At 41.0% G+C, this 24264-nt stretch carries 21 protein-coding genes; 4 read left to right on the top strand and 17 right to left on the bottom strand.

The window, feature by feature from the left end:
* Positions 1-2: 2 nt before the first annotated feature.
* The 9 genes from NSQ54_06450 to NSQ54_06410 form a co-directional block, all read right to left on the bottom strand.
* Positions 3-1751 (bottom strand): ABC transporter ATP-binding protein, encoded by a 1749-nt coding sequence (locus NSQ54_06450; GenBank protein ID WYP27724.1) that lies wholly within the window; start codon positions 1749-1751, stop codon positions 3-5.
* A gap of 192 nt (positions 1752-1943) precedes the next feature.
* Positions 1944-2363 carry a hypothetical protein gene (locus NSQ54_06445; protein WYP27723.1) on the bottom strand — a complete coding sequence of 140 codons (420 nt, stop codon included), beginning with the start codon at positions 2361-2363 and terminating at the stop codon, positions 1944-1946.
* 117 nt (positions 2364-2480) lie between these two features.
* On the bottom strand, positions 2481-3893 hold the full coding sequence (locus NSQ54_06440; protein WYP27722.1) for a SpoVR family protein: 1413 nt from the start codon (positions 3891-3893) through the stop codon (positions 2481-2483).
* A gap of 140 nt (positions 3894-4033) precedes the next feature.
* Positions 4034-5020, bottom strand: coding sequence for a UDP-glucose 4-epimerase GalE (galE, locus tag NSQ54_06435; protein ID WYP28511.1), 987 nt, complete (start codon positions 5018-5020; stop codon positions 4034-4036).
* Between the two features lie 18 nt (positions 5021-5038).
* Positions 5039-6775 (bottom strand): phospho-sugar mutase, encoded by a 1737-nt coding sequence (locus NSQ54_06430; protein ID WYP27721.1) that lies wholly within the window; start codon positions 6773-6775, stop codon positions 5039-5041.
* A 78-nt stretch (positions 6776-6853) separates the two neighbouring features.
* Positions 6854-8479: an FAD-dependent oxidoreductase gene (locus NSQ54_06425; protein WYP27720.1), complete on the bottom strand. Its 1626-nt coding sequence runs from the start codon at positions 8477-8479 to the stop codon at positions 6854-6856.
* Positions 8480-8590: 111 nt separating this feature from the next.
* Positions 8591-9037 (bottom strand): hypothetical protein, encoded by a 447-nt coding sequence (locus NSQ54_06420; protein ID WYP27719.1) that lies wholly within the window; start codon positions 9035-9037, stop codon positions 8591-8593.
* Between the two features lie 98 nt (positions 9038-9135).
* Entirely contained in the window at positions 9136-10641 is a 1506-nt protein-coding gene (locus NSQ54_06415) for a bifunctional GNAT family N-acetyltransferase/carbon-nitrogen hydrolase family protein (GenBank protein WYP28510.1), read from the bottom strand.
* A gap of 214 nt (positions 10642-10855) precedes the next feature.
* Positions 10856-11332 (bottom strand): chemotaxis protein CheC, encoded by a 477-nt coding sequence (locus tag NSQ54_06410; protein WYP27718.1) that lies wholly within the window; start codon positions 11330-11332, stop codon positions 10856-10858.
* Between the two features lie 243 nt (positions 11333-11575).
* Between NSQ54_06410 and NSQ54_06405 the strand changes: the two genes are divergently transcribed.
* Genes NSQ54_06405 through NSQ54_06395 form a run of 3 tightly spaced genes read left to right on the top strand, consistent with a single transcriptional unit; the run spans position 11576 to position 16529 of the window.
* Positions 11576-12700 carry a sugar phosphate nucleotidyltransferase gene (locus NSQ54_06405; protein ID WYP28509.1) on the top strand — a complete coding sequence of 375 codons (1125 nt, stop codon included), beginning with the start codon at positions 11576-11578 and terminating at the stop codon, positions 12698-12700.
* A gap of 15 nt (positions 12701-12715) precedes the next feature.
* Positions 12716-14215 (top strand): glycogen synthase, encoded by a 1500-nt coding sequence (locus NSQ54_06400; protein ID WYP27717.1) that lies wholly within the window; start codon positions 12716-12718, stop codon positions 14213-14215.
* Positions 14163-16529: a glycogen/starch/alpha-glucan phosphorylase gene (locus NSQ54_06395; GenBank protein ID WYP27716.1), complete on the top strand. Its 2367-nt coding sequence runs from the start codon at positions 14163-14165 to the stop codon at positions 16527-16529. The genes NSQ54_06400 and NSQ54_06395 overlap by 53 nt, the downstream gene beginning before the upstream one ends.
* On the opposite strand, the gene NSQ54_06390 is transcribed toward NSQ54_06395, so the two are convergent.
* Genes NSQ54_06390 through nfsA form a run of 4 tightly spaced genes read right to left on the bottom strand, consistent with a single transcriptional unit; the run spans position 16524 to position 19865 of the window.
* The gene (locus NSQ54_06390) at positions 16524-17249 is read right to left on the bottom strand and encodes a glycerophosphodiester phosphodiesterase family protein (GenBank protein ID WYP27715.1); all 726 of its coding nucleotides are present in this window, start codon (positions 17247-17249) and stop codon (positions 16524-16526) included. The two genes, NSQ54_06395 and NSQ54_06390, sit on opposite strands and share 6 nt — an antisense overlap.
* A gap of 12 nt (positions 17250-17261) precedes the next feature.
* Positions 17262-17894 (bottom strand): fumarylacetoacetate hydrolase family protein, encoded by a 633-nt coding sequence (locus NSQ54_06385; protein WYP27714.1) that lies wholly within the window; start codon positions 17892-17894, stop codon positions 17262-17264.
* A gap of 24 nt (positions 17895-17918) precedes the next feature.
* Entirely contained in the window at positions 17919-19079 is a 1161-nt protein-coding gene (locus NSQ54_06380) for a pyridoxal phosphate-dependent aminotransferase (GenBank protein ID WYP27713.1), read from the bottom strand.
* Between the two features lie 42 nt (positions 19080-19121).
* The gene (gene nfsA, locus NSQ54_06375) at positions 19122-19865 is read right to left on the bottom strand and encodes an oxygen-insensitive NADPH nitroreductase (protein WYP27712.1); all 744 of its coding nucleotides are present in this window, start codon (positions 19863-19865) and stop codon (positions 19122-19124) included.
* Between the two features lie 179 nt (positions 19866-20044).
* Between nfsA and NSQ54_06370 the strand changes: the two genes are divergently transcribed.
* The gene (locus NSQ54_06370; protein ID WYP27711.1) at positions 20045-21247 is read left to right on the top strand and encodes a DUF418 domain-containing protein; all 1203 of its coding nucleotides are present in this window, start codon (positions 20045-20047) and stop codon (positions 21245-21247) included.
* Between the two features lie 53 nt (positions 21248-21300).
* On the opposite strand, the gene NSQ54_06365 is transcribed toward NSQ54_06370, so the two are convergent.
* The 4 genes from NSQ54_06365 to NSQ54_06350 form a co-directional block, all read right to left on the bottom strand.
* Entirely contained in the window at positions 21301-22170 is an 870-nt protein-coding gene (locus NSQ54_06365) for an SDR family oxidoreductase (GenBank protein ID WYP27710.1), read from the bottom strand.
* Between the two features lie 95 nt (positions 22171-22265).
* Complete coding sequence (gene rpsN / locus NSQ54_06360; GenBank protein ID WYP27709.1) at positions 22266-22535, bottom strand: 30S ribosomal protein S14; 270 nt, start codon at positions 22533-22535, stop codon at positions 22266-22268.
* A gap of 16 nt (positions 22536-22551) precedes the next feature.
* Complete coding sequence (locus NSQ54_06355) at positions 22552-23751, bottom strand: GTP-binding protein (GenBank protein WYP27708.1); 1200 nt, start codon at positions 23749-23751, stop codon at positions 22552-22554.
* A 106-nt stretch (positions 23752-23857) separates the two neighbouring features.
* Entirely contained in the window at positions 23858-24208 is a 351-nt protein-coding gene (locus tag NSQ54_06350) for a hypothetical protein (GenBank protein ID WYP27707.1), read from the bottom strand.
* Positions 24209-24264 lie beyond the last annotated feature (56 nt).

Raw genomic sequence — 24264 nt, 5'->3', positions numbered from 1 at the left:
CCTTACGCCCGTTGCAACACATGTTGCTGGTCCTGATTTTGGATATCATAAATTCTACGGTAGATCCCTTCGCGGTTTTGCAGAAGTTCTTCATGCGTCCCGCGTTCACTCACTTCTCCACTATCAAGCACAATGATTTCATCTGCATGTTTAACGGATGAGATACGGTGCGCAATGATAAATGTTGTTCGACCTTTCATTACTTCTTTAAAGGCTTTTTGAATCTTCACTTCCGTTTGCATATCAACCGCACTTGTTGCGTCATCTAAAATGAGAATACTTGGGTTCATGATAATCGCACGTGCAATCGCAATCCGTTGCTTTTGTCCACCGGATAGCCCGAGCCCTTTTTCACCAAGCACCGTTTCATATCCATTAGGGAGGTTTTCAATAAAGTCATGAGCATCGGCTCGTTTGGCTGCTTCAATAATTTCATCCATCGTTGCATCTGGATTCCCATAAGACAGATTATCTCGGATCGTCGATGAGAACAGGAAGGTTTGTTGAAGAACCACACCGATATTTCGTCTTAATTCTTTTAATGTATATTGTTCAATTGGGCGTCCATCAATGAGGATCTCTCCAGATTGCTTCTCATAAAAACGAAGCAGCAATTGAATGATTGTTGACTTCCCTGAGCCTGTTGCTCCAACCAATCCAATTGTTTTTCCTTGTGTTGCACTAAAATTAATGTCGGTGACTGCTGGCTTATTCTTTGAATCATATTGAGCCGTCACGTGTTTGAATTCAACTTCACCAACTAAACGTTTTGTTTGTTCAGTTCCTGAACCATCTGGTCTTTCTGCTTCATCAAGCACCTCAAGTAAACGTTCACCTGAAGCTTTTGATTGAGAAAATGTATTGATAATAAACCCAAGTCCCATAATCGGACCAGTAATGTAAGCAACTAAACTAAAGAAAGCGACTAGTTCACCTGGTGTTAGAGATCCCGTAATAGTGAGATATCCACCAAAAGCAAGCAGAATAACAGCGGACAGGTTCCCAACAAGCTCCATTAACGGAAAATAGGTTCCCCAAATTTTAGCGACGTGAAGATGCTTACTGCGGTAATCTTCGTTCTTTCCAGAGAATCGTGAAATTTCTTCGTCTTCCTGTGATAACGCTTTTACCGTTTGCATTCCACTCACATTTTCTTGAACCTTTGTATTAAGTTGAGCAAGCGATTTACGAATCCCTCTAAAAGCTGGATGGACACGCTTGTCAAACCGAATGACCACAAACACAAGAAGTGGCATCATCGCCATAGTGGCTAAAGCTAGAGGAACGGAATAGAAGAACATTACCGCCATACTAAATCCAATCAATAGCACGAGGTTGACAAGCTGCGCACAGCCGAACGAAAGGAAAAAACGAAACGCTTCCACGTCAGCCGTTAAACGGGACATGAGATCTCCTGTTTTTGCATTGTCATAGTATCGGAAAGGTAAAAATTGAAGCTTCTCATAAAGCGAATTTCGGAGACGATAGACGGACTTTACGCCAAACATATCTCCTAAATATTGATGAATATAGACGGCTCCCCCTTTTAAAGCCATAATGCCTATAAAGCCTAAAGCAAGATATGGAATCATTCCATATTCCCCACCAACAACAGCCGTGTCAATTGTGTACTGTAAAATAATTGGATACAACACCGTTAATCCCGAGACAGCAGCTAACGCGATCAATGACCAAATAAAAAGCTTTTTATCTGGTAAGTAAAATCGAGACAGTCTTTTAAACGTATCCATAAAACCCCCCATTTCAACCTGTTCATTTATTTAGAGCCACGAAGAATAAAATAGCAAAGTTAATCTTACCTTGATCCCCCCAAACAGTCAATCGTTTCTTCCTAATTATTTTTACATTTCTGACGTTTTAAAAGAGCGCTTTCATTCTATGTGTGTCATATCGTCATTATTCGTATAAAAAGAAAAACGATCTCATTGATCGTTTGTCCCATATCTCTTTTCTTTTCCATCTGTAAAGGTAATGGTTAAGTCCAACACGTCATATGTGCCTCCAAAATCAAACACATATCGAACTTGTTGGAGCACGACTTCTGAGAATGTTTGTGGATCAACCGTCAGCTGATCGATTTTTTCTTGTAAGTCTTCTTCATTCACCTCTGCTACAAGATCATTATGATACACCCACTCTTCTTTGTCATTTTGCACGTAATGCACTCGTACCTCTTCACCATTTTCATACACTACCTGTAGGGTGAGTGCTTGGATCGCTTCTTCATAATCTCCCACTGATTGAACCTGTGCAGGAGGTGTTTGTTCACTTTCTTGCTTTTGACAGCTTACGAGAGGCATAACAATCATGAACAGACTAATAAACGTGAAAACCGTACGCATACGAAAATCTCCTTTTTTTCTTAGTATGTCCATATATGTTGTTACGTTATGTAAATGAAAAAAGGCGAAAATCCTATAAAGAGGATTTGTCGCCCTTCGTTTCGTGTTTAGATTAAGTTATATATATTTCCGTTGCATTTTCTTCCCGTCAAATAAGAAGCAAATCGGCTTATCGTTAATTTGCGACTGCAAATGAATAGGTCTTCCCCAAAGCTGATAGAGATAAGGCATGACTTTTTCTAAATATGAAACATCAAGCTCTGTGTCTTCAAAACTATGTGTAATATACAGCTCCCCATTTTTTAAGTAGTCTCCGTCTGTAATGCTTAAATAAGGGAACCCACCGTTTACCCGGGAAGATGCAAGCTGATCGCGAACCGTTTCCCACTGCTTATCAATTATTTTATAATCGCTTCCTTGCTTCTGAAACAAATACATATCCTCTCTCATCACAAGATCTTTTGTTAAATAATTTCGGATAAAGGAAATATCCGATTCAATTTCTCGTACTTCATACATTTTCTCGCGTCCACTACCCGGCTTTACACCTTGACGCCTTTGCATCTCTTCACTAGGGTTATCGTATTCTTGTTCAATGTTCTCGAAGATCTTTAATCCTAAATAATAGGGATTAATTGAGGTTTTTGAAGGTTGAACCACCCCTGCATTTAACTTCGCAAACTCTATGGTCTCATCAGTGGTTAAATCCATTTCTCTTAAGATCCGTGCATGCCAGTAGGAAGCCCAGCCTTCATTCATAATTTTTGTTTCAAGCTGTGGCCAGAAATAAAGCATCTCTTCTCTCATCATCGTGAGCACATCACGCTGCCAATCCTCAAGCTCACGGCTGTACTCCTCAATGAATAAGAGAATATCCTTCTCTGGCTGAGGAGGGAATTGCAGTTTCTTCTTTATAGGAGAATTTGGCTCTGCTTTCTTTGTCCCGTCTAAATCCCATAAGTCATCGTACTCACTTCTACTTTTAAATTGCTTTTCTTCCTCTTCATTAAGAGACCAAGATAACTTTGGACGCAAAAGACTTGGATCAATATGTTCTTGAATAGCTAGTACCGCATCCAGAAAGGTTTCAACCTCTTCTTTTCCATGCAAGTGTTCATAATGAGCAATACGTTCAGATGTAGCGCTCATGCTTTCAACCATATCTCGTCTAGTATTAGAAAACCTGACATTATTCTTGAAGAAATCACAGTGGGCTAGAACATGCGCCACAATGAGTTTATTTTGAATCAGCGAATTACTGTCGAGTAAAAATGCATAACAAGGGTCTGAGTTAATAACAAGCTCATAGATTTTACTTAATCCTAAATCATATTGCAGCTTACTTTTATGAAATTGTTTTCCAAAGGACCAGTGACTATAACGTGTGGGCATGCCATAAGCTCCAATGGTATATATAATTTCTGCAGGACAGATCTCATAACGCATGTCGTAAAAGTCTAATCCAAAACCAGTTGCAATCTCCGTAATCTCAGCAATGGCACGTTCTAAGTCTTTCCAATCGTTTGACACGTACGTTCTCCCCCTCACTTGTTCCTTCTTTTACTATATGAGGTGTTCGCTATAAATTATGAGCGAATTCTCGTACACATCATGAAAGATCAAAAAAAAAGAGCGAGCTCTCCTACTCAGGAAAACTCGCTCTTGATGAATCAATCGTTATATCCATTTGGGTGAGCTGAATGCCAGCTCCATGCATGTTTCACAATGTCTTGTAACTTTGTATATTTCGGTTCCCAAGAAAGCTCTGTTTTTGCTTTTTCAGGAGAAGCAATTAATACAGCAGGATCTCCCGCACGTCTAGGTGCAACAGCTGCCGGTATGTCACGCTGTGTGACTTCTCTACATACATCAATGACTTGTTTAACAGAGAATCCTTGACCAATTCCAAGATTATAAATGGAACTTGTTCGATCGTTCATAAGCTTTTTCACTGCTAAAAAATGAGCATCAGCAAGATCCATTACGTGGATATAGTCACGGATACAAGATCCATCTTCTGTGTCATAGTCATCACCAAACACTTGAACCTGTTCTCTTTGACCTAAAGCCGTTTGAAGAACAATCGGAATGAGATGAGATTCTGGATCATGATCTTCACCAATTCGTCCTTCTGGATCAGCACCAGCTGCATTAAAGTAACGCAAACAAACAGATTTAAGTCCATACGCTTGATCAGACCACTTAAGCATCTTTTCAATAGCAAGCTTTGTTTCACCATACGGATTGGTTGGATTCGTTGGCAGCGTTTCAACGATCGGAACCTGTTCAGGCTCTCCGTACGTTGCTGCCGTTGAGGAGAACACAATATTTTTCACGTTGTGCTCTACCATTTTTGTAAGAAGCGAATGTGTACCAATTACGTTATTATGGTAATACTTCAATGGCTCCGCAACACTTTCGCCTACCAATGAATCAGCGGCAAAGTGAATCACTGCATCAATTTGCTGCTCTGTGAATACTTTATCAAGAAATTCTCCATCTAGAAGATTTCCTTCATATAAAGTAGCACCTTGCAAAGCTTCTAGATGTCCTTTTGTTAGATTATCAACAACAACAACGTCTTCTCCCTTATCTAACAGATAAAGAACGGTATGGCTACCAATATAACCAGCACCACCAGTGACTAAAATCGTCATCATGCATTCCCCACTTTCTTAAATAAATTGATTTACGTAATCCATAACTGCTGTACGCAGGGTCGCTAGTTTTTCTTTACTGTCCTCATCACTCGCCGCATTTACACCAAAGTAGAATTTCACCTTTGGCTCCGTTCCAGATGGACGAATACAGAACCAAGAGCCATCCGTAAGTTTATACTTAAGAACATTCGATACTGGAAGAGTAATCGTTTCCCTCTCTCCTGTTACAAGCAACGAGCGTTCACTTGATTGGTAATCTTCAACAGAATCAATCTGAATTCCATTCATTTCTTTTGGTGGATCCATACGGAATGATGCTAAGATACTGTTGATCTTCTCTGCACCGGCTTTTCCTTTTAACGTAAGTGACTCAAGACCCTCACGATAGAATCCGTACTTCGAGAACACTTCCTGAAGTCCTTCATAAATCGTCATTCCACGCTCTTTGTAATATAGCGCTAGTTCTGCTCCTAATAAACAAGCCTGAACCGCATCTTTATCTCGTACAAAGTCACCAATTAAATAGCCATAGCTTTCTTCATATCCAAATAAAAACGTATGCTCACCAGATTCTTCGTATTCCTTGATTTTTTCCCCAATGAACTTAAATCCAGTTAATGTATCAAGGGATTTTAAGCCAAATTGTTCTGCAATTTTTGCACCGATCTCAGAAGTAACAATTGTTTTTAACACAATGCCATTCTGAGGAAGCGTTCCCTCTTCCTTTAGCTTCGTTAACAAGTAATCAAGCAACAACGCACCCGTTTGATTTCCTGTTAACACTTGATAGTTTCCTTCATGATCCTTCACAGCTAGTCCAACACGGTCAGCGTCAGGGTCTGTAGCTAAAAGAAGATCAGCCTCTTTCTCTTCTCCAAGCTTCATCGCGTACTCAAATGCAGCATGCTCTTCAGGGTTTGGAGACTTCACTGTAGAAAAATTCGGATCTGGCAGCTCTTGTTCTGGGACTACTGTTACATTTGTAAAGCCAGCGTCTGCAAGTACTCGTCTAACAGGAACATTCGCCGTACCATGTAGTGGTGTAAACACAATATTAACGGTTGAACCTTGTTCACGTACTAATTCAGGCTGAACCAAGATCGTTTTAAGCTGCTCATTGTAAGCATCATCCACATCTTGAGGAACAATCTGATAAAGAAGTTCACTTTTCAACTGAGTTTCTTCGCCTACTTCAATAAGTAGTTCGTTTTCAATCGCATCAACATAGCTTACAAGTTCGTCAGCTGGACCAGGTGGAAGCTGACCACCGTCTGGACCATAGACTTTAAATCCATTGTATTCAGGAGGGTTATGACTTGCTGTGATCACAATTCCCGCATAGGCTCCTAAGTGTCTTACTGCAAAAGATAGCTCAGGTGTCGGACGAAGATCATTAAAAACATAAGCCGTAATTCCTTGTTTTCCAAGTGTTAAGGCAGCCTCTCTTGCAAATTGTGGTGACTTATGGCGAGAATCGTAGGCAATAACTACGCCGCGCTTCTTTGCGTCTTCTCCGTTACTTTCTAGATAATCAGCCAATCCTTTTGCTGCACGACGAACTGTATATGTATTCATTCGATTTGGACCAGGCCCGATTTCTCCACGCATTCCACCTGTTCCAAATTCAAGATTTTTATAAAAGCAGTCCTCAAGAGCGGTTTCGTCCTCTTTGATTGCATCCAGCTCCGATTTTACATCCTGCTCAAGGGTTGCAAACGTTGACCATTTTGTATAGCTATCGTTCCAATTCAAAAAATCTCCTCCTAATGTATATCTGCACACTGTTTATAACGTTACTATTTTACTACTTTTTACCTATAACGGCTATAGTTAGTTTTTTGATTCTGTTAAGCTATGTTTCGCTAACTCTTTGTCCAGTTCGTCTTGCCAATGCATACTTTCTTGCTCATCCCATTGGAAGCGATCCTGCATATATCTGAAAATTGGATTCATCCACTTCTCCATAACAGGGCGATTAAAATAAAGAGCATGGGTGCGACGAACTAAAAAGTCCAATGGTGATACAACCATTTCTTCTTCAATGGCATACGTTAATTGAGCAAATAAGATGGGAGGTAAACCAGATTCGGCCGCCCGTCTTCTACTCGTCCGAACTCTTGACCATATATTTGTAATATTAGAACCATATAAGATCGATAGTGCATACGCTTCGTCATAGGTCAGCCCAAGCGCTTCACCTTCTTCAGCCTTTGTTTTCAGGAAGTCCTCAAACCGGTCCAATCCACCGACTTGTCCTCCTGATAAAGTAATGGAATCTGTTTGGCTTCCGTAAGATCGACTATGCTCCTTCTCTATGGAATCAATGACTCGCTCTGCAACCACTCGATAACCAGCTGCATGGTGGCAATACACGGATCTAAGACCTGAGGAGGAAATCACAATCTCTTCTGTTTTATTAATCTTTTGATTCGTCATACTACGCTCTGAGTCCACCCAAAATGACTCAACGTGTTTTTGCGTTAACAGAGTCGATTGAAACGTATGATTTAATGAATCCAATAGGATCTGGATGGCTTGCTGTAACCCGTCTTTTGATGAACGGTCAACATAAGCAGATCCGACATAGATCTTTTCACCAAATGGAATGGCATAAAGCATTTGACCGTCTTTACTTTCAAAATAAATGCCTTGCTGAATGGGTAATGATGTTCGATCTACCACAACATGGAGCTTATCATTTGTTTTGGAAACTTCCTCATCCAGCGAACGATCTTGCTCTCTCAAGTGATTCATATTAGAACCAGCCGCATTCACGATATAGTTCGCAAAGATTTTGTGCGCTTCACCTGTTAGCTGATCAACTGCCATCACCCCAACCACTTTGCCTTGTTCATATAAGAAGGACTCTGCCTTCAAGTAATTAGCAGCAACGACCCCTCTTGAGGTCGCAACCTTTAAGACTTCAATGGTTAACCTTGCATCATTTAACTGATACTCCGTGTAGAGGCCGCCTCCTTTTAAGTTATCTGTTCTTAAAAGTGGCTCTTGTTTTTGGATCTGTTTCTTGTTTAACATATGTCTTCTATCTTTTTTGTTTAATTCAACCCAACGATCATAAATGCGCAAGCTTAATGAAGCTTGAATTCGACCGAATGCTCCTTTTTTATAGACTGGCATTAGCATACTGATAGGAGAAACAAGATGCGGAGCATTATCCAATATGACCGCTCTCTCTCTTCCAAGCTCAGCAAAGGCCTTCACATCCAGATGTTTAAGCTCACTTAAACCACCCTGGATTAACTTATTTGAGCGACTCGATGATCCCCCTGAAAAATCATGTTGGTCAATGATTCCTGTATTGAACCCTCTTACTTTGGCATCAAGAGCAATCCCTGCGCCTGTAATCCCCCCACCAATCACCAATACTTCAAGCCCTTTTTCTTTAAGCTCTTCAATATGGTTTGTTCGATTCTCCCCTGAAAACGTTCTACTCACCGGGTCCACTCCCCCCTACATCCCTATTGCCAGTTCTATACGGAATTCAACAGGTTGATGTTTCAGCCTTGTTTCCTTTTCTTGTAGTATACATCAAACAAGTCTTTCATTCTATTTTCTATATTCACCTAATTGTATTTTTTCTGCTCTAGGCTGGACAGAAATGGTATAAGGGAATTCATCCTGATCTTTTCCATTTGAAACGGTTACACTTCCCTGCCACTCTCCAGATTCTTTAAAAGAACATTCTGCTTGATATAAACCATCTTCTATGTGATGCATCCAATGGCGTTCATTGATACCTGATTGTGATTGAAGCTCTATTCTGACTTGTTCGCTCTCAGCAGGTTCTCCTTGGCTATTTTGTAGAAATAGCTGAACGGCTTCTGTTTTAAAAGGTCGATAGCCTTCAGCAACATGAACAACATGTATGCTCCACTGCTCTTCCTTTTCCATTTTGAACATTGGATTCACAATGCTCGCATAGAAGAGAGAGCCAAAAAGAAGCACCAATCCGATTAATAATACATACACTTTCGGTTGTAATCGTTCGATCATACAAATCCCTACCAGTCTTTTTCTTATCAGCTTCGCCTAAGATGAACCGGCACAAACATAAAAAAAGAAGAACCATTTCGGTTCTTCTTTCTACCTTATTAAGGCTGCTTATAAGAAATATGGTAGACATCATGGCGACGGTCGCGGAGCTGATTCACACTGCCTGAACGTCTGTGTCGACGTAGGATCTCAAGATCAACATCTCCTACAACAACCGTTTCAATATTAGGGTTACATTCTCCGACGATTCCATCACGTGCAAACGTGAAATCTGACGGGCTAAAGATCCCAGACTGTGCATATTGAATGTCCATGTTTTCAACATCAGGAAGATTTCCGACTGTACCAGAGATTACTGTGTACAGCTGGTTCTCAATGGCACGTGCTTGAGAACAATAACGCACACGCAGATAGCCTTGACGATCATCTGTACAAAATGGAGTGAAGATAATATTCGCCCCTTTGTCCACTGCAATTCGTGCAAGCTCAGGGAATTCAATATCATAACAGATCTGAATGGCAATTTTACCACAATCTGTATCAAATACCTTTACTTCGTCTCCTCCGGAAATACCCCAGAACAAACGCTCATTTGGTGTAACGTGAATTTTGTATTGTTTTTCAATCGTTCCATCACGCCTAAAGAGATACGAAATGTTATATATTTTTCCTTCCTCTTCAACAAAGTGAGAGCCACCCACAATATTAATATTGTACCGAACAGCAAGTGTTGTGAAGAGTTCAATATAATCCTCAGTAAATTCCGTTAAACGACGAATCGCTCGACTCGGACTTTTCTCTGGTAAAAAGGAAAGAAGCTGCAACGTGAAGATCTCTGGGAAAATGGCAAAGTCTGAATTAAATCCTGCTGCAACATCCGTATAATATTCACATTGCACAGCAAAATCCTCAAAGGATGCGATCTTCTTCATTTCATACTGAATCGTTGTAATACGAACCGGGAATGATGTCTTAAATTTGCGTTTAGGAATCGTTGGTCTATAGTCAATATTGTTCCACTCCATAAGCGTCGCATAACGCATGGAGGCTTTGTCATCATCTAAATAATTGGAGTTCACTCGCTTTAACGTAAATCCATTTACAACCTGAAAGGTCAGAACCGGATCATACAAATTGTGCATGGTCACTTCTTCTACATACTGACGTGGCGTCAATTCTGCCGCATGCTTTGAATAGTTTGGAATACGTCCGCCGATAATAATGCTTTTTAGATTCAGTTCACGAGCTAAATCTTTACGAGCTTCATATAATCTGCGACCAATTTTCATTCTGCGGAAGTTTGGATGAACCATTACTTCAATTCCATATAGATTGTACCCTTCCGAATCATGGTTTGTAATATACCCTTCATCTGTGATCTCATCCCAAGTGTGCTGGTCGTCGTATTCATCAAAATTAATAATTAAGCTTGAACAGGACCCAATAATTTCACCGTCATATTCAACGCAAAATTGTCCTTCAGGAAAGATTTCTATATGGCTACGAAGCTGGTCATATCGCCAAGGCTCCATATTTTTAAAACATAATTTCGACATTGCTATAATATCATCGAAGTCACGCGCCTCGATGTTTCGAATAATCATTTTCTTCTCAAACTTTGAAACATCAATTTCTTTCAAATCGTTCACTCCTTCCAGATCTCACACTGATTACGATAGGTAGTTTACCCTTTTTTGACGCTTTTGAATAGTATTTTCACCTAATTGTTAAGAGGGATATCAATCTAAAAATAACGAAAGAAAGGCAAATGACCCATTGCTGAATCATTTGCCTTGTTTATACATGTCGTTTTCCTCATCAAATGCTAAGGGGTTCCTCAACAACTTGAAACGAGATATGAATGTCGATTGGACCGACTGTTGTTTCTAATGATAACGTTAAATACTTTTCGGAAGAATGAAAGATTGATGAGCCTTCATTTGTTACTGGCGGCGTTACATCGATAATGCAGTCTTCGTTTGATAACTCTGTTGCTGTTGTGCCGGCAATCCAGTTCCCAAACTCCTTTACAGCACTCCAGCTCATTTCATCGAGTTCCGTAATAGACATGCCTCCCATCATCTTACCTACAATCTGTAAGGCTGTGTCTTTTTTAAAGCTGCATATGATCTGGCCTGCTAACTGCCCCTTTACACCGAGTATGACAGAAATCTCACTACTGGTGACGCTTCCTGTTCCTACCTTCGGCGTGAGGGATGTTACTTCAGCTCCTAAATGTGTGGTTAATATTCCTTTTGTTGCTCTTACAATCGCATTTACATATCTAGCGTCCATAGTTCCCCCTAGTGTTTCATTGTTTATTTTTAACATTTTAGTATCCAAGACTGACAATGCTTTGTTATCTATTTATCGACTGTTGTAAGTGAAATCTAAAGGATTTAACGCATGAACAAAGTTGTTTTTTTAGAAAGCTGAGATATCGAGGAATAGAAAACGCTTACATGTACATACGTATCAATACATAATCACTTCTACATGAATGTGCGTGAGAAAAAAAGGGGGAATTACGTGAACTCTATGGTGAATTGTGTCGCTATGATTTTAGCAGGGGGTGCAGGCACAAGACTAGGTGCCTTAACTAGAAATGAATCGAAACCAGCCGTCTCCTTTGGAGGCAATCATCGTATTATTGACTACACAATCAGTAATTGCATCCATTCAGGTATAAAACAAGCAGGTGTGTTAACACAGTATAAGCCTGAAACCCTCCATTCTCACTTAGAGAATAGTGAGTCCCATGGACTTTCTATTCATTGTTTACCAGCAACCAATTCAACATATGAGGGAACAGCAGATGCCGTCTGCAAAAATATGCAGTATCTTGAACAACATGCTCCAACCCACGTCCTTATTCTTTCTGGAGATCATATTTACCAAATGAATTATGAAGAATTGTTAACATTTCACCAACAAAAAGATGCCGATGTCACAGTTGCAACAATAACCGTACCAAAAGAAGAAGCAAGTCGCTTTGGCATCTTGCGTGTAGATGACACTGATCGAGTGCTCGAATTTGCAGAGAAGCCTGAGCATCCAAAAAGCCAGACTGCCTCAATGGGCATTTATCTGTTTAATTGGGCTTATTTAAAAGAATGTCTAATAGAGGACGCTACGAATCCCTTGTCAAGTCATGATTTCGGCAAAGATATTCTCCCAAATCTTGTGCACCAGGCTAAGCTGTTCGCGTTTCCATACGATCAATATTGGCGAGACGTAGGTACGATCCAAACCTATTGGGAAACGCAGATGGATCTAATTAAAGGAAAGTCACCATTTCTCCATACCGAGCAAGAATGGCCATTGATTACTAAACCTCTTCCGTCTGCCTTTGCTCCGATATCGATTCAATCAGTAAAGGAAGCAAAGGAACGCAGGATTGCTGAATCGGTCATTTCTCCTACTGCTTATCTTTCAGAAGGAGTAGCAGTCTATCAGTCTGTCATTCTACCTGGTGCATCCGTTGGAAAGAACGTCTATTTGCATCGAGTGATTGTTGCTGAGAATACTCATATCCCGGATCATATGTCGTTCGTCTCAGAGAATGAGATCATGCTCATAACGCCTTCTGTTGTGCATCGGCTTTCAAAAACCAAATCAGCTGACTCAATGATCAGTAACCACCTGCTCAAGAATATTAAGTAAAAGGAGTACTCCCGTATGACTGAAAATCAAATAGATATTGTTCACGTTGCAACAGAATGCACACCTTTTTTTAAAACGGGTGGGTTAGCAGATGTGATTGGTTCACTTCCGCAGGCCTTATTGATGCCTCGAGGAGCGGTCACTGTGATTCTTCCAAAACATCAATCGCTCGCGCGTGAATGGGCGGACAAATTAAACTGGGTCGCCACTCTCTCTGTTTGGGTTCGTTGGCGCGAGCAAGCGTGTCACATCTTCGAGCTAGAGCATCAAGGAATCCGCTATTTATTCTTTGAAAATGAGTACTATTTTAACCGTCCACTCTTGTACGGTTGTCATGATGATGGAGAACGGTACGCGTTTTTTTGCCATGCCGTTTTAGAATGGATTGGCTCGCAAGAACAAAAACCGAAAGTCCTGCATTGTCATGATTGGCAAACGGGTTTACTCCCCGCTTATATCCGAGCAAAGCAATGGAATGATCAAATAAAAACGGTATTTACGATCCACAACCTTGCCTATCAAGGACAGTTCCCAGCTACGGTGTTCAAAGAATTACTTCATTTTGATGATCAGGCATTCTCGATTTTGGAAATGGATGGACAAATCAACTACTTAAAAGCAGGGATCGCTGAAGCGGATAAAATTACAACTGTGAGCCCTACTTATTCTCTCGAAATTCAAGAACCTGCTTTTGGCTATAAACTGGATCGTTTACTTAAAGAACGAGCGAATGACCTGATCGGAATTGTGAATGGAATTGATTTAGAAGAATATAATCCACAAACAGATAAGGAGCTAATCGCCCCTTACACGAACCGGTCTGGCGCATCAGACATTAACAAACGTAGTTTACAAGCAGAAGCTGGGCTGTCACTCTCTATTTCAACTCCACTGCTTGCCGTTGTTTCAAGACTTGTTCCTGAAAAAGGTATTCAACTTTTAATTGAAACCTTACATGACATGCTTGCACATGAACGAATGCAAGTCATTGTTTTAGGAAATGGAACACCTGAGCTGGAAAACGGACTGTACGATTTGCAGCATCGTTATCCAACGAAGCTTTGTTTCTTCCAAGGATTTGACGAAGGAAAAGCACGTCGAATCTACGCTGGTTCCGATCTCCTTCTAATGCCTTCTTTATTTGAACCATGTGGATTAAGTCAGCTGATCGCCTTACGTTACGGGTGTGTGCCGATTGTCAGGGAAACAGGTGGGCTCAAAGATACCATTCAAGCCTATCAGCCTCATACAGGAACGGGTAACGGCTTCACATTCTATAACCAGACGCCTGGTGAGTTGCGTTTGACCATTCAACGGGCTATCTCCCACTTTCACCATAAGCAACAATGGAACAAACTAGTAGCTGGATGCGCCCGAACAGAACTTGGATGGCGGAAATCAGCATTAGAGTATCAACGTGTTTATGACGGTCTTCGTGAGCAAAAAGGAGTGTTTGATCAAGATGACAATCAACAAAAACAGTTTCAAGAAAGCCTTATCGAAGCAATTAGTTAATGCAGATTCTCATACGTCCCAGCATGTACTTCATACCATTGCTTCTTTGATCAAGGAATTTGCTTTAACTGAGGGAGAATCCGATTTCCCTCAAAAGAAGCAAGTATATTATTTTTCAATGGAATTTCTTCCTGGTCGTTTTATTGAAACGAATCTTCTAAACTTAGACCTGCTTGATTCATGCAAGGAGGTCTTAGAAACATTTCAATATGATCCAATAGTTGTATTTCAAAGCGAGTTGGATGCTGCCCTTGGTAACGGTGGTTTAGGAAGACTTGCTGCATGCTTCCTAGATTCGTTAGCTGCACTCGGCTACTCCGGTCACGGAATGGGACTACGATACCAATATGGACTTTTCAAGCAGAAAATTAAACATCAGCAACAAGTTGAACTACCTGACAAGTGGGTTGGTGATTCTGGATACGCCTGGGAAGAACGGAAAGCTGATCAAACAATACGTGTTCGTTTTGGTGGATCCATTCAGATGAGCGAATTAAATAACCGACTCACATTCCAGCTTACCAATTCAGAAGAAATCAAAGCAGTACCTTATCAGATACCTATTTTTGGTTACAAAAATGATCAAGTCAATCATCTAACCATTTGGCGAGCCGAATCTATCCCTGCCACATCAGAGATATCGTTTAAAGATCACGCATTAACTAAACGGAAAGCTGAAGAAATTACTGAATTTCTGTATCCAGATGACTCACATTACGATGGAAAAGTTCTAAGATTACGCCAGCAGTACTTTCTTGTATCCGCTGGCATTCAATCCATCTTGCAGGACTTTCTGCAAAGTGGCGGCACCTTACAAGAGATTCCCACAAAGCTTGCTATTCAAATAAATGATACACACCCCACACTAATTATCCCAGAGTTCATGAGACTACTAGTGGATGAACACCATCTCTCATGGGAAGAAGCATGGAACATCGTGTTATCAACCGTGTCTTATACGAATCATACGCTGATGAATGAGGCATTAGAAAAATGGCCTGTGTTCTTAGTGAAAGAGCAGCTACCACGTATTTATTTAATTATTGAAGAAATCAATCGAAGACATTGCTTAGACGTTGAATATCATGGGCTTTTTGAGTGGGAAAGCCTCAGTGACCTTTCGATTATCACAGATGATGTTATCCATATGGCAAGACTCGCTGTTGTAGGAAGTCATACCATTAATGGGGTAGCAAAGCTCCATTCGACGATTTTGAAAGATGAACTGTTAAAATCGTTTTCGATTCGCCAACCCGAGAGATTTACAAACAAAACAAACGGAATCAGTCACAGACAATGGCTTTTAAATGCAAACCCTTTATTAACAGCTTTTATCACCCAATTAATCGGAGACTCTTGGAAAGAGAAACCGGATGAACTGACGAAGTTACTCAAATATGTGGATGATGATGTGGTTCTTGATGAACTTCACTCCATTAAACAACACAATAAGCAAAGACTAGCCGACAAAATTTTTGCTAAAACAGGACACCAGGTTATGAAACATTCCTTATATGATGTACACATAAAACGACTTCACGGCTATAAACGTCAGCTGTTAAATTTATTACATGTCATGTACCTTTGGGATTTATGTTATGACAAGCCGGATGCCATCAAAGTACCACGAACCTTTATCTTTGGAGCAAAAGCAGCTCCTGGTTATCTTTATGCAAAACGAATCATCTCTTTAATTACATCTGTTGCAAGTCAGATTAACGAAGATCCTGTAACAAAAGGGAAAATTCAAGTTCTGTTTCTTCCGAATTACAACGTTTCTCAGGCAGAGCTTATCATTCCTGCTGCTGATTTGAGTGAACAAATCTCAACGGCTTCAAAAGAAGCGTCTGGTACGGGAAATATGAAGATGATGATGAACGGGGCATTAACGATCGGCACAATGGACGGGGCAAATATAGAAATGACCGACTTAGTTTCTACAGATCATTTCTTTGATTTTGGGCTTCGTGCCCAAGAGGTTCTAGCTTACGAACAGAATGGTCAATACAACCCTCGCGAGGTATTCCACCAGGATCGCAGGCTGCAGAAGGTTCTGCACCGATTAGTAAATGGTTCACTTAAAGGGGATCAGGTTGCGTTTCAGGATATCTATTATTCTTTAGTCGAAAATGGAGATGAGTATTTCCTATTAAAAGACTTTGGAAGCTATGTTCAAGCACAAAACCAGGTACAGGAGCTATACCTCACCCCACGTACCTGGCAGAAAAAATGCTTAATCAATATTAGTCACTCGGGTTATTTTTCAAGTGATCGAACCATTTACGAATATGCAAAAGAGATCTGGAAATTATAGACGGTCTACCTTCCCGCGAACAGTTAAAGCAAGATCAGGGTAATCAGTAAAGATTCCCTCACAGCCCCACGTAAAGAATTGGTTCATCTGATCAGCTGTGTTAACTGTATACGGTCTGAGACGATAGCCTTTCTCCTGTAGCTCGGTTGCTTCATCCATTAGCAAAGTCGATGCCTTAAAATGAATCCCTTCTACACTAAGCTTCTCTAAATATTCACCTGGGTCCACCATTGCTTGATGGACCAGAGCCGCTGACTCAATATGCGGCTTTTTTTGTTTGGCCGCTTGCAGTGCTTTATGATCAAAAGAAGAGAGAATGGTCCTGTCTTCCACATCATATTTTGTAAGTAAAGGCAGCATAAGCTCTGTAATTTTGCCCCGATCCTTTAGTTCAGTTTTCAGTTCAACATTTAAAAGAACAGGATGTGGTTCGACCCATTGTAGAAACTCTTCAAAGGTAGGAATTCGTTCAGATGGGTCCTCTTTCATCTGAAGCTTCTGAAGCTCTGCAAGAGGAAACTCACAAACAAATCCTTTTCCATTCGTCATACGATTCACCGTTCGATCATGAATAATAACGGGAATATGATCCTTTGTGAATTGTATGTCCAATTCAATCCCGTCTGCGCCTGCTTTGACAGCCTGTTTAAAAGCAGACATCGTATTTTCAGGATAGTTCCCCGAAAACCCTCTATGGGCAAAAATCTTTGTTTGTACCATATATGGTACCTCCTACTTATTAAATGCTACGGTAAAGCTACCTTTTTCCTCTTCGCCCCAGAATAGAGTGAAATGATCGCCCTCTGAAATCGGACCAACGCCCTCTGGAGTACCCGTGAAAATAATATCTCCCTCATATAAACCAAAAGCCTGCTCACACTCTTCTACTAGCTGTTGAAAATTAAACAGCATTTGCGTGCTATTTCCGTACTGAACCGTTTCACCATTTTTTTTAAGAGTGAAGGTCGTGTGCTCTATGTCTTCAACAGATGAAAACGACCAAAATGGCGTCAGGATAGCCGAATTACGGAATCCCTTTGCTCGCTCCCACGGATGCCCCTTTTTCTTTAATTTTGATTGAAGGTCGCGCAGCGTCAGATCGATTCCTAAGGCCATTTCAATGACTCGATCATTCACTGAATATGAATCGGTTGTCTTCCCTATCTTTAGAACAATTTCTAATTCGTGATGAATTTCTCCTTGATCACTTGGGTAGCTTAATGTCTGCCCATCTGCTGTAGCAAGAGCATTGGATGGTTTTGTAAATAGGAGTGGTGTATCTGGTACTTCATTCCCTAACTCCTTGGCATGCTCTGCATAATTACGCCCCACACAAAAAATATTCTGCACATCTTGTAACGTCATCATTCTCTCTCCCTTTAGTCGATTTTAGAAAACATTAAGCTTTTCAATCCGTTGAATGGCTTCTCTAAGCTCATCCTCTCCACATAACAAGCCGAGCCTAACAAAGCCTTCCCCATGTTCACCAAACCCATTTCCAGGTGCCACAACAACCCTTGCTTCATATAAAAGAAGATCAGCGAAGGCTTCAGACGAATAGCCCTCTGGAACAGGAAACCATGCAAAAAATGAACCAGCGGGTGCCTGCCCCTTCCATCCAATGCGAGACGCTTCCTCCACTAACACATTACGCCTTGACTCATACGTTTTGACTAACTCACTGACGCATGTCTGATCCGCCGTTAGTGCATGAGCTGCGGCTTCCTGGATGCCTCCAAACAAACTGCAATAGTAATGATCTTGAATTAAGTTAATCGCTTTAATGATCTCTTTGTTTCCGACTGCAAATCCAACTCTCCAACCTGCCATATTGTACGTTTTAGAGAGAGTCATCATCTCAATTCCAACATCTTTTGCTCCAGGTGTTTCAAGAAAGCTTAGTGGACGTTCGCCATCAAAGCCAATGGCGCCATACGCATAATCATGAACAATGTGCGTGCCATATTCCCGTCCAAGCTTCACTACTTCTTCAAAAAATTCACCGTTTGCTATAGCACCAGTCGGGTTGTTTGGATAGTTTAAAAACATAAGCTTTGCATTCGTTAAGACTTCCTCCGGGATTTCCGTGAAGTCAGGCAAAAAGTTGTTTTCAGGCAAGAGCGGCATTCCTACCATTTCTGCTCCAGCGAGCGCGATGCCTGACCAATAATCTGGGTAACCTGGATCTGGGACAAGTGCTGAATCTCCCGGATTCAACAGGCATTGACTCACTTCAACAAGTCCTGTTTTTGTCCCGGACAAAATCGCCACCTCTGTCTCAGGATCGATTTCAACATTGCATTCACGCATGTAATAATTAGCGACTGCTTCCTTCAAGAAAGGAAATCCTGAAAATGGCGCATACTTGTGATAAAGAGGATTTGATGCGGCTTCCTTCAATTTCTCAACAATGTGAGTGGGCGTCGGTTGGTCCGGATTCCCTTGTCCCAGATTAATCACATCATCATGATTTTGTTTCACTTCCATTGTCTTTCTTACTAACTCAGCAAAAAATTGATCTGGTAAACGTTTAAGTGCATCACTTTTCATCGTATGTACAGATTCCCCTATCCCCTTAAATTTCGCTTTTTTTTATAAGTCTGTTAAAAAACCTTGTTTCTTTAAAAATCCATTCATGTGAGGACGATTCGGCTTCCCCATATAGTTTGCCATTTGTTCAGACCACGTCTGTTGTTTGGTATTTGTCCCTCTTGAGCCATAGTACGTATGCATCGTTTCATTGTAATCCGTTAAAGCCTGATCAACGACTTCCTCTTCATACTGTTCATTAAATACAGATGCTTGTTTTGGTAATCTAGGTTTCTGCTCGATCTCTTGGTCCGGATATCCTAAGCATAGACCCATAACTGGGAACGTGGCTTTTGGTAGCTTTAATAAGGAGGCAACTTCAACTGGATTGTTACGAATGCCACCAATCATGACTCCACCTAACCCAATTGATTCTGCTGCTGTTAAAAGATTTTGAGCAACAAGCGCTGCATCGACTGCACCAACAAGTAATTGCTCTGCTCCTCCAATTTCTAGAGACTGATCATGACGCTTAGTCGCTTCCCCAATACGATGATAGTCCGCACATATCACTAGAAAAACAGGACAATCTGCAACCCATTGCTGTCCTCCAGTTAATGTTTTTAGTGTGTCTTTTTTCTCTTGATTGCGAATAACAATCATACTGTACGCTTGAACATGGTGCGAGCTTGGTGCCCATCTGGCTGTATCTGTAAGCATCTCTACTTGTTCCGTGCTTACATCTTGACTTGTAAATTTTCGAATCGAGCGGTGAGCGCCCATTGTTTGAATCACTTGGTTTGTCATCCTAATCATCCTCTTTCATGAAATATTCAAACTCTTTATCTTGTAGAACATCATCACACATTTGGATGATTTTGGTGTAAACTTGTATTTGGTGGTTTCTACCTTCTACTTTATCATGCCAAAGTGAAGATCGAAACCGTGAGCACTTTATTTATACATAGAAAAAAGGAGTTGAAAAAATGAACCAACGTTCCAACCCGACCTTGGAAGGGGATCGGATCATCACGCTCGATATGCTACGAGGGTTTGCTTTACTTGGGATTATTTTGGCTAATAGTTTTCATTTTCAATACGGGTTATTTTATGAAACTAGTCTTTTTAACCAATATTCTAATGGAGGCATAGATCGTTTTGCTGAGAGCGCCATTTTAATCTTCGTTCAAGCGAGCTTTTATCCATTATTCTCATTTTTATTTGGATATGGTATGGCATTACAGAAGCAACGATTTCTTGATAGGGGTCAAAGCTTTAATGCAGTCTTCTGGCGTCGCACACTTATCTTAGGAATCGTCGGTTATTTGCATGGAATTTATCTTTGGAATGGGGATATTCTATTTGCATATGCTTTGACCTCTGTTCTCTTATTTTTCTTTTTGATGATGCCTGCAAGAGGGCTTGTCATTACAGGTTTGATCCTCGTCGGACTTATGGGCTCATGTGCTGCAGTACCTGAATCTTTTTATGAATTTGCAGAACAAGGAATGTCACAAGAAACAGACCCAACATATCAGTTTAATAAAGATGAAATATCTGTTTTATCTGAAGGTACGTACGGCGATACGGTTGAATTCAGGCAAACGGCAGATCCATTTGGGTTTGGCGTCTTCGGAAACATTTTCATGACTATTAATTCGATATTTGCGGTGCTAGGGTTATTCCTGCTCGGATCTTATGTGATGAGAAAAGGCTGGATATCAGATCCACATAATCACAAGGGGAAATGGAAAATCATGATGTGGATCGGCCTTGGGGTTGGATTGTTAGCAAAGACGCCTGTTGCGTTTAACAAAGATAGCAATCAACTTGATGCTCTCCAAACCTTTATAGGTGGTCCTTTCCTTACCATGTTCTTTATCTCTGCTTTTGTATTAGCTGCTACAACCGATAGAGGAAGAAAGGTACTTCAGCCTCTCTCTTACGCAGGTCGTATGGCTTTTACCAATTATTTATTCCAATCACTTATTATGACGACTATTTTCTATAATTATGGATTTGGATTATTTAACTCTGTGGGTGTATTTGTAGGTGCGCTTATTGCTATAGCCGTCTTTGTGCTTCAGCTTATTTTAAGTAAGGTTTGGTTAACTTACTTTAGAATGGGTCCACTTGAATGGCTCTGGCGTGCTGGCACGTATTTGCAGCTACCAAAGCTTAAGAAATAAGAATAAAAAAACAGGATGCAAGATGCATCCTGTTTTTCTATATACAAGAAAGTTTACGTATTGACAAAATCTCCACCATTGATATGAATGGTTTGTCCAGTCATATACGAAGACTCGTGAGAAGCAAGAAGAACATACGCACCAACATGCTCAACCGGTTGCCCCGGACGACCCATTGGATTGCTTTGACCAAATTCAGCTACCACATCTTCCTCAAAGGATGCTGGAATGAGCGGTGTCCAAATGGGACCTGGTGCTACGCCATTTACACGAATGTTCTCTTTTACTAGTGATTGCGACATGGAACGGGTAAACGCGTTAATCGCCCCTTTTGTACTCGTGTAATCAATTAACTGTGGATTTCCACGGTACGGGTTAATAGAAGACGTATTAATAATCGAGCTTCCTGGTTTTAGATAATCAAGTGCTGCTTTTGTAAAATACACATATGAATAGAAGTTTGTTGCAAATGTGCGTTGAAGCTGCTCAGCAGAAAGCTCCTTTAAGCTATTCACAGGATGTTGCTCAGCTGCGTTATTTACAAGAATATCTAAACCACCTAGCTCATTAACCGTACGTTGTACAGATTCAATACAGAATGTTTCGTCTGCTACATCCCCAGAAATGGTAATGCACTTAACTCCTTCTTGCTCGACTCGTTGCTTTGTTGCTTCCGCGTCCTCATGTTCATCTAAGTATACGATGGCTACATGAGCACCTTCCTTCGCATAACCAACCGCAACAGCACGTCCAATACCTGAGTCCCCTCCAGTAATAAGAGCGACTTTATCCTTTAACTTACCTGATCCCTGATAGTCTTCATATTCATAGATCGGAAGTGGATTCATCTCATGCTCATTACCTGGCTGTTTCTCTTGTTTCTGCTTCGGGATTCCATTTGTTAATTGTTCGTTTATATTCATCGTTACTGGCCTCCAATAATTTAACTCTAGTTATTGGGTACCCACATTAAAGTCTACGTTAAACATAAAAAAAATAGAAGAAGGATAACCCTCTTCTACCAGCTCGCTTTTTTCACGCCAGGAATTTGACCTTGATGAGCCATTTCACGGAACTTGATTCGCGATAATTTAAACTTGCGAATCACTCCACGCGGGCGCCCTGTTACTTCGCAGCGAGTTGTTAATCTTGTCGGCGCCGAATCACGTGGTAGCTTTCTTAATGCCGCATAATCACCTTTTGCCTTTAACTCTTTACGAAGCTCTGCATATTTTGCGACAAGCTCCTGTCTTTTCCGTTCTTTTGCGATTTTAGACTTTTTAGCCATGTTATTTCCTCCAATTTTAAGTGGTTTGTTCAGCTCTTGATACGTGCCACGGATAGGGATCAACAAATTGACTCCAATCCTGCTTCATTTCTTCATCTGTTAAAAGACAAGCATCCAATTCGTTAGTGATCTGTTCTTTATCTAGCTCAATCCCAATAAAGACAACCTCTGTTTTCCGGTCTCCCCATATGTCGTCCCAATCAGAAAGAGTATCTGGATTCATCTGTTTATAGTAGACCTGTTCAGCCTTAGGTAAGGAAGCCACCCAGTAGGCAACAGGCTCAAGTGTTGCTTGCGGGCCAGCTTGTGAAAGCATAAGTGCAAGATCATTCCGAGTCGCGCACCACACCGTTCCTTTTGCACGAATTACTTCTTTAGGAAAATAATCAGACCATGCTTCAAATCGTTCAGAATGAAATGGGCGTCGACGCTTATACACAAACGAACCAATTCCATACTCCTCTGTTTCAGGTGTATGCTCTTCTGCCTCAAGCTCCTTGATCCAACCAACCTCAGTGCTCGCAGATTCAAAGGAAAACAGACCTGTGTTTAAAATCTGTTTCGGATCAACCACACCGTAATTCGTCTCTATCAAACGGGCTTCGGGTTGAAGCTTTTTTAGTACTCCTTTTAAGAGGTTCAATTGCTTCTTCTCAAGCATGTCTGTTTTGTTAAGAATAAGGACATCACAGAACTCAATTTGATCGATAAGTAAATCAACAATATCTCGATCATCAGCTTCACTTATCGCTTGTTTGCGATCAAGCAAGGACTCGCCCGAATGAAAATCGTGCCAAAACCGATTTGCATCCACAACAGTCACCATCGTATCTAGATGGCAATACTCCCCAAGGTTAATGCCCGTCTCCTCATCAATATAAGAGAACGTTTGTGCAACAGGCACCGGCTCTGAAATTCCAGTTGACTCAATTAAAATATGATCAATGTTTCCCTGCTTCGCTAATCGCTCAACCTCAATTAACAAATCCTCTCTTAACGTGCAGCAAATGCAGCCATTTGACATCTCAACCAGCTTCTCTTCCGTACGGTTAAAGCCACCCTGTTCAATCAAATCAGCGTCCACATTGATCTCACTCATGTCATTTACAATCACTGCAACCCGAAGTCCCTCTCTATTCGATAACACATGGTTCATCAACGTTGTCTTCCCAGCACCTAAATAACCACTCAACACAGTAACAGGTATTGTTGACATAAGCATTCCCCCTCTCACGAACTCAAATCGTAACAATTACGAATTATACACCCGGTTTATCTGAATGTAAAGCGTAATTGTTACGATTTATATTTGAATCTATCTTTTAAATGGTGAACTTTAAATCATTCTCTGCTCTTTTTATTGGTACTTCGCTCTTCGTTGATTCCGCCTTCTGTTTGTTGATTCTTCGCTCTCTTTGTTGATTCCGCATTCTCTTCGTTGATTTCTCGCTCTCTTTGTTGATTCCGCCCTCTCTTCGTCGATTCTTTGCTCTCTTCGTCGATTCTTTCGTCTCTTCGTCGATTCCGTCCTCTCTTCGTCGATTCTTCGCTCTCTTCGCCGATTCCGTTCTCTCTTCGTCGATTCCATCCTCTCTTCGTCGATTCTTCGCTCTCTTCGCCGATTCCGTCCTCTCTTCGTCGATTCCGTCCCCTCTTCGTCGATTCCGTCCCATCTTCGTCGATTCCGTCTTCTCTACGGCGATTCCACCGCCCCCACCAAATCTCTTTA

Source organism: Alkalihalobacillus sp. FSL W8-0930 (assembly GCA_037965595.1).
Lineage (GTDB): Bacteria > Bacillota > Bacilli > Bacillales > Bacillaceae_D > Alkalicoccobacillus.
Note: the sequence above shows the minus strand (reverse complement) of the source record. Positions and strands in the feature narration are given on the sequence as shown.